Consider the following 1,662-nt stretch of genomic DNA (forward strand, 5'->3'; position numbering starts at 1 on the left):
TATTATGGGATTAAAAAAGATTTTAAGTTTAATTACAGTAACTGCACTTATAGGGACTAGTGTAGTAGGATGTACTTCAAGTGATGGAGGTTCTGAAGGGGATAAGGTTGTAGTAGATATATTCCAATTCAAGGTGGAAGCTAAAGATGCGCTTGAAAAAGCTGCAGAAGTTTATGAAAAAGAAAATCCAAATGTAGACATTAGAGTAGAAACTGTAGGTGGGGGAAATGATTATGGAGCATCTTTAAGATCAAAATTCCAATCTGGTGAAGAACCAACTATATTTAATGTAGGTGGACCACAAGATGTTGAAGATTGGGATGGGAAATTAGAAGATTTATCAAATGAATCTTGGGTTAGTCAGGCATTTGATGGTACATTAGGTGCAGTAACAACAGATGATGGAATATTTGGAATGCCTTTCAGCCAAGAAGGATATGGTTTTATATATAATAAAGAAATATTTGAAAAAGCAGGTATTGATCCAACTACTATAATTTCTTATGAAGCATTAGAAAATGCRGTTAAGACATTAGATTCTAAGAAAGATGAATTAGGAATTGAATCAGTATTTGCAGTTCCAGGAAAAGAAAAATGGGTAACAGGACTTCATTTACTAAATGTTGCATTATCAAATGAATTTGAAAGTGGAACTGAAGCTTATGAAGCTAGTGAATTAGAGTTTAAATATAATAAAGAGTTAAAAGAATTATTAGATTTACAAGTTAAATATGCATTTAAGCCAGATGGAAAAGATTCTTCTATAAATAGTGTTGACTATGCTATGCAAGTTGAACAAAAATACTCAACTGGTAAGGTAGCAATGGTTCAAATGGGTAACTGGGCATATGGAGGAATAGCAGGAGTTAATCAAGAGATTGCAGATAATTCAGGAATATTACCATTACCACTTAAAGGTGTTAAAGAAGACTCTATACCTGTTGGTGTTCCAATGTATTGGTCTATAAATAAAGATGAATCAGATGAAGAAAAGCAAGCAGCTAAAGATTTCTTAAATTGGTTATATACATCTGATGAAGGTAAGAAAATGATAATAGAAGATTTTAACTTTATACCAGCATTTAAGGGATATGAAAGCGAAGAATTACAACCAAAAGATTCATTATCAAGAGAGGTACTTAACTATTCTAATAATGGAAAAACTATGCCATGGGTATTCATGGGATATCCAAGTGGATGGGGAGAAAATGTAGTTGGAGCAGATATACAAAAATACTTAGATGGTAGCATGAGTTGGGATGATTTAGTTAAAAATGCTAAAACTACTTGGGCAGAAGAGAGAAAATAGTTTATAAAAATATTTATTAATAAGCTATATTTAAAATTCTTTTAAATATAGCTTATTTAATAGGGGGATAAGTAATGTCAGTTAAAATTGAACTGGATAATGGGAATCAACATAATAGAAATAAAAACAAATCTAAAAGCAAATCTAAAAATAATTTAACTTATTGGGCTTTTGTAGGTCCAAGTTTATTTGCATTTACAGTAGTTATATTAATACCTTTATTATTAGGAATATATTATTCATTTACAGATTGGAATGGTATAAGTAAAGAGGTTAATTTTATAGGTTTTGAAAATTATATAAAGNTATTTAATGATGAAGGATTTAGAAGTTCACTTTGGTTTACTGTTAAA

The 1,662-nt window shown here is 30.2% G+C and carries 1 protein-coding gene; it reads left to right on the top strand.

The features are described 5' to 3' along the window. The coding region (locus tag G3997_RS02650) for an ABC transporter substrate-binding protein (protein WP_330616179.1) at window positions 1–1,309 on the top strand (1,309 nt) is incomplete at its 5' end. Window positions 1,310–1,662 lie beyond the last annotated feature (353 nt).

The sequence above is a fragment of the Romboutsia sp. 13368 genome (genome assembly GCF_018336475.1).
GTDB lineage: Bacteria > Bacillota > Clostridia > Peptostreptococcales > Peptostreptococcaceae > Romboutsia.